This is a genomic window from Synechococcus sp. OH2 (assembly GCF_047462155.1).
GTDB lineage: Bacteria > Cyanobacteriota > Cyanobacteriia > Thermostichales > Thermostichaceae > Thermostichus.
The window spans coordinates 2125-6370 of record NZ_JANSIR010000107.1 but is presented as its reverse complement, the minus strand read 5'-3'; the positions used below and the strand labels follow the sequence as shown (position 1 = coordinate 6370).

Sequence of the window (4246 nt, the reverse complement as noted above, 5' to 3'; positions counted from 1 at the left end):
GTTTTTCCCGCTTTAAGAGGTTGATGGCGCTGACGGCGACGCTGTCATCTTCCACCACCACAAAGTGCAGTCGGTTGCCTGCCGCGATCTCCAGCGCCAGTTGATACTGGGGATCCACCTGCCCCAACTGGGCCACCAATCCCAAAACTCCCGGCAGGCGGGCGCTCAGGATGGCCTGGGTGGCGCGGGATCCCTGGGATTCTTGCAGCACTTGGCGGCGGGTCTCCCATTTGTCCAGTTGCCGCTGCTTGGCGTGGAACTCGGCGGCCAGCCGCTCGTGGGTGGCGCGATCCAGCTCCAGGTTGGATTGCAGTTGCGCCAGCTCTTGGGCCAGGGCCTGCACCTGGGCTTCCGACTGCCGGCAGGCCTGTTCCAGCTCGGCGGTGAGGGCCAGGTGGGATCCCAGCCACGTCTCGATCTGGGCGATCTCCGCCTGGGTCTCCTGGCTTTGCCGTTCCAGTTGCCGTTGTCGCTCTTGCAGGCGAATTTGCTCCTGCTGCAGAGGCTCCTGTTCGGCGCGGATCTCTTCGAGGTGGCGGGTGAGGTAGCGCTGCTGCTTGACCCAGGCCTCGGCAGATTGGGCCAGGGCCCGCAGTTGTTCGCGGCTTTGCTCCAGGCTGATTCGGGCTTTCTGCACCTGGGCTTGCAGGGATCCCTGGGCTTGGGCCAGTTGCTCCTGTTGGCTTTGCAGGTGTTCCAGCTCTGTCTGCAGGTGCTGCTGTTGGGTTTGGTGCTCCTGCTGCAGGCGCTGCGCTTGCTCGATTTCCTGCTGCCAGGCTGCGATCTGTTGGCTGAGCTGTTGCCGTTGCACTTCGGTGGCAGCGATCTGGGCCTGCAGGTGCAGGTATTCTTCCTCCCCCAGGGCGTGGATGCGGCTTTGCAGCTCGCTCAGGGCGGCTTCGGCCTGCTGCAACTGCTCGCTCAAGGTCTGCACCTGAGCAGTGGCTTGCTCCTGAGCTGCCAAAAGCTGACGAATGGCTGCCTGGGTTGCTTCCACTTGGGCTTGCAAATGCCGCCAGAGCAACACCTGTTGCTGCTGCTCCAGCGTTTGCCACTGCAGCCGCAGTTGCTGGTACTGCTGCGCCTTTTCGCTCTCCTTGAGCAGCCGCTCTCTTTGGGCTTGCCATTCCTGCTCGATGAGCCGGAAGCGCTCAATTTGTTCTCGCACCCCCTCCAGCTTGGCGTTGGCCTGGGCGATCTTGCGGTCGAAGGTGGCCCCCCCCGCCAATTCGTCGAGGATCTGCCGCCGCTCCTTGGAGTTCATGGAGATGATGCTGGTAACATCCCCCTGCAAGACAACGTTGTAGCCGTTGGGGTAGATGTGCATCGCCTCCAGTTGCTCGTGCAGCTCGCTCAGGGTGCAGGGCACATCGTTGATGTAGAAGGTGCTGGTGTAGGGCAGGGAGTCGGGATCCTCCCCCTTGCCGGGGCTGACCCGCAGCCGACGGCTGACTTTCCATTCTCTGGGCTGGCCATCTTCTCCCGGCCCCAGATCGAAGGTGACGGAAACGTGGGTCTCCACCCGCCGGTTGCTGTTGAGGCTGCCGGAATGCACCAGATCCGAAAGCCTCTCTGCCCGCATCCCCCGTGAGGAAGACAGCCCCAGCGCAAATAGGATCCCATCCAGGATGTTAGACTTGCCGGAGCCGTTGGGGCCGGAGATGACCGTAAAACCCGGCAACAGGGGCAGCGAGGTCGTGCTGCCAAACGACTTAAATCGGGTCAGCTCGATCCGCTTAATGTACATCCCACCCCATATCTGGTGCAACCAGCAGCAGATGATGGCACCAGGCTAGCACGGGTAGTGCAGCCTGCCCAGCCTCTAAGAAGGCCCAGGATCTGGGCTTGGATCGACGAGCAGATCGGCCTTTTGCAAAAGACGATGCACCTCTGCCTGTAGCTCTGGCCACTTGTAGGTGAGCAGGTTGGGCTTGGGGATGAGCAGCAACTGGTAGCCAGGCTTTAGGTTTGGACAGAGAGGCCGTATGGCCTCCCGCAGGCGACGCCGCAGCCGGTTCCGCCGTACCGCCGATTTGCTCACTTTTTTGCTAACTGCCAACCCCACCTGGCTGGGGATCCCTTCACACCCTGGGGGCATCGGCTGAAACAGAAGGGTCAAGCCCGCACTAGAACGACGCTGCCCCGCTTGGTAAAGCGCCTGGAAAGCTCGCCGATCCCGCAAGCGATAAGGAGCAGGCAGCATGGTGGCGGATCCCACCCTGAATTCAACAAAGGGCCCTGCCCTTAAAGCCGGATCGCGCCTCAAGAAACAGCCAGGCGATAACGCCCCTTGGCCCGCCGCCGCCGCAAGACTTGCCGACCGGTTGCTGTGCGCATTCTGGCCCGAAACCCAGAGACGCGAATGCGTCTGCGATTGGTGCCACGAAGGGTACGCTGAGTCATGGTGTAGACCCACTCATCATGTCAACAAGGCCTGCTGCGGCTGGTGAGGGGGAAGCCCAGTCCACTTGCAGACAATCAGCAAGGTGCCATTCTAGCAGGCTCGACGGAAAATTGCTAGATTGGCCGCCCCACGCCGAGCAGCTAAATTGGGAATCCCAAGTCCAAGTCGAGAGAGCAGAGGCACTGGGTTGGCGCCCCTGTTCTCTTTGGGCTTTGGCTGTGTCGTTCTGGGTGTGTGGTGTGGATATCTCCCTAGATCAACTCTGGGACGAAGCTCTGGGGCATCTACAGGTGCAGCTCAGCCGTCCAACCTTTGAGGCTTGGATCAAGACGGCGCGGCCTGAGTCGTTGGTGGACAATCGCCTCACCATCTCGACTCCTAGCGAATGGGCGCGGGGCTGGCTGCAAAAGCACTACGCCTCCACCATTACTGAGGTGGTGCAGCGGGTGGCCGGGATCCCTTTGCAGGTGGAGTTTTCCGTCGCTCCCCAGGCCTTGGTGGAAGAAGACCCTCCTTCAACAGCGGCTGGGGCCTCAACCTCCCGCTGGGCCGGCAGTTTTCCGGCTTCCGCCACCCTGGGGCTGGAGGTGAGCGGCAGCCTGCCCATGCGAGCTCCGGATCTCAACCCCAAGTATTCCTTCTCGCGTTTCGTGGTTGGCCCCAACAACCGCATGGCTCATGCGGCGGCCTTGGCCGTGGCCGACAAGCCTGGGCGGGCCTACAACCCGCTGTTTCTCTGCGGCGGAGTAGGGTTGGGCAAAACCCACCTCATGCAGGCCATCGGCCACTACCAACTGGAAGCGAATCCCCAGGCCAAAGTCTTTTACGTGTCCACCGAGCGCTTCACCAACGATTTAATCGACGCCATCCGGCGAGACAGCATGCAGTCTTTCCGGGAGCACTATCGAGATGTGGATATTTTATTGGTGGACGACATTCAATTTATCGAAGGCAAAGAGTACACCCAAGAGGAGTTTTTCCACACCTTTAATACGCTGCATGAGTCAGGCAAACAGATCGTACTGGCCGCCGACCGCTCCCCTCACCTCATCCCTCGGCTGCAGGAGCGGCTCTGTTCTCGGTTTTCGATGGGCTTGATTGCGGAAATTCAACCGCCGGACATCGAGACCCGCATGGCCATTCTCAAGAAAAAAGCCGAGTACGAGGGGATGAGCCTGCCGTCTGAGGTCATCGAATACATTGCTACCACCTACACCAGCAACATCCGCGAGCTGGAGGGTGCCCTCATCCGTGCTGTTGCCTACGTCTCCATTTCCGGCCTGCCGATGAGTGTGGAGACCATTCAGCCCATTCTCAACCCTCCCAGTGAGCCCAAGGAGATCACGCCCGACATGATTATCGACGTAGTCTGTGAAGCATTCGGCATCGACCGAGAAAGCTTATTGGGATCCTCCCGCAAGCGAGACATCAGCCAAGCGCGGCAAATTGCTATGTTTTTGATGCGCCACTACACCAACCTCAGCTTGCCCAAAATTGGCGATTACTTTGGAGGAAAAGATCACACCACCGTTCTCTATAGCTGTGAGAAAGTTAGCCAGTTGCAGCGGGAAAATCTGCAATTCGAGCGGCAACTGCAAAACCTGGCCCAGCGGCTGCGAGTCATGGCCAACAGCCGAAACAGCTAGTCTTTGCATTGCCGTTGTCGGGCCCTCCTTGTGGTCTCATCCTACGCTGCTGAGAGCCGCGACCCTCGTGAGTTTGCATAAAAGATCCTTTTGGAAGCAGCTACAGTTGAGGACGGGAGGGGCGGGGGTTGCAGGTGATAGGGCAATCTGGTAAAGGGCTTTGCCTGGGTATGCTGCTTCTTGGGGCTGGGCTGAT

Annotated in this window: 4 protein-coding genes; 1 reads left to right on the top strand and 3 read right to left on the bottom strand. The window is 60.0% G+C overall.

Annotated elements, in window-relative coordinates; all coding sequences use genetic code 11:
* The 3 genes from NW835_RS10765 to rpmH all read right to left on the bottom strand — a co-directional run.
* A partial coding sequence (locus NW835_RS10765; protein WP_414415279.1) for an AAA family ATPase occupies positions 1–1747 on the bottom strand: 1747 nt, incomplete at its 3' end.
* 75 nt (positions 1748–1822) lie between these two features.
* Positions 1823–2203: a ribonuclease P protein component gene (gene rnpA, locus NW835_RS10760; RefSeq protein WP_414415278.1), complete on the bottom strand. Its 381-nt coding sequence runs from the start codon at positions 2201–2203 to the stop codon at positions 1823–1825.
* A gap of 59 nt (positions 2204–2262) precedes the next feature.
* Entirely contained in the window at positions 2263–2403 is a 141-nt protein-coding gene (rpmH, locus tag NW835_RS10755) for a 50S ribosomal protein L34 (protein ID WP_011434477.1), read from the bottom strand.
* A gap of 240 nt (positions 2404–2643) precedes the next feature.
* Between rpmH and dnaA the strand changes: the two genes are divergently transcribed.
* Complete coding sequence (dnaA, locus tag NW835_RS10750) at positions 2644–4050, top strand: chromosomal replication initiator protein DnaA (RefSeq protein ID WP_414364792.1); 1407 nt, start codon at positions 2644–2646, stop codon at positions 4048–4050.
* Positions 4051–4246: the final 196 nt, after the last annotated feature.

Excerpts from the sequence above, each read along its gene's own strand:
- rpmH (WP_011434477.1), bottom strand. The coding sequence starts at position 2,403 with ATGACTCAGCGTACCCTTCGTGGCACCAATCGCAGACGCATTCGCGTC.
- rnpA (WP_414415278.1), bottom strand. The coding sequence starts at position 2,203 with ATGCTGCCTGCTCCTTATCGCTTGCGGGATCGGCGAGCTTTCCAGGCG.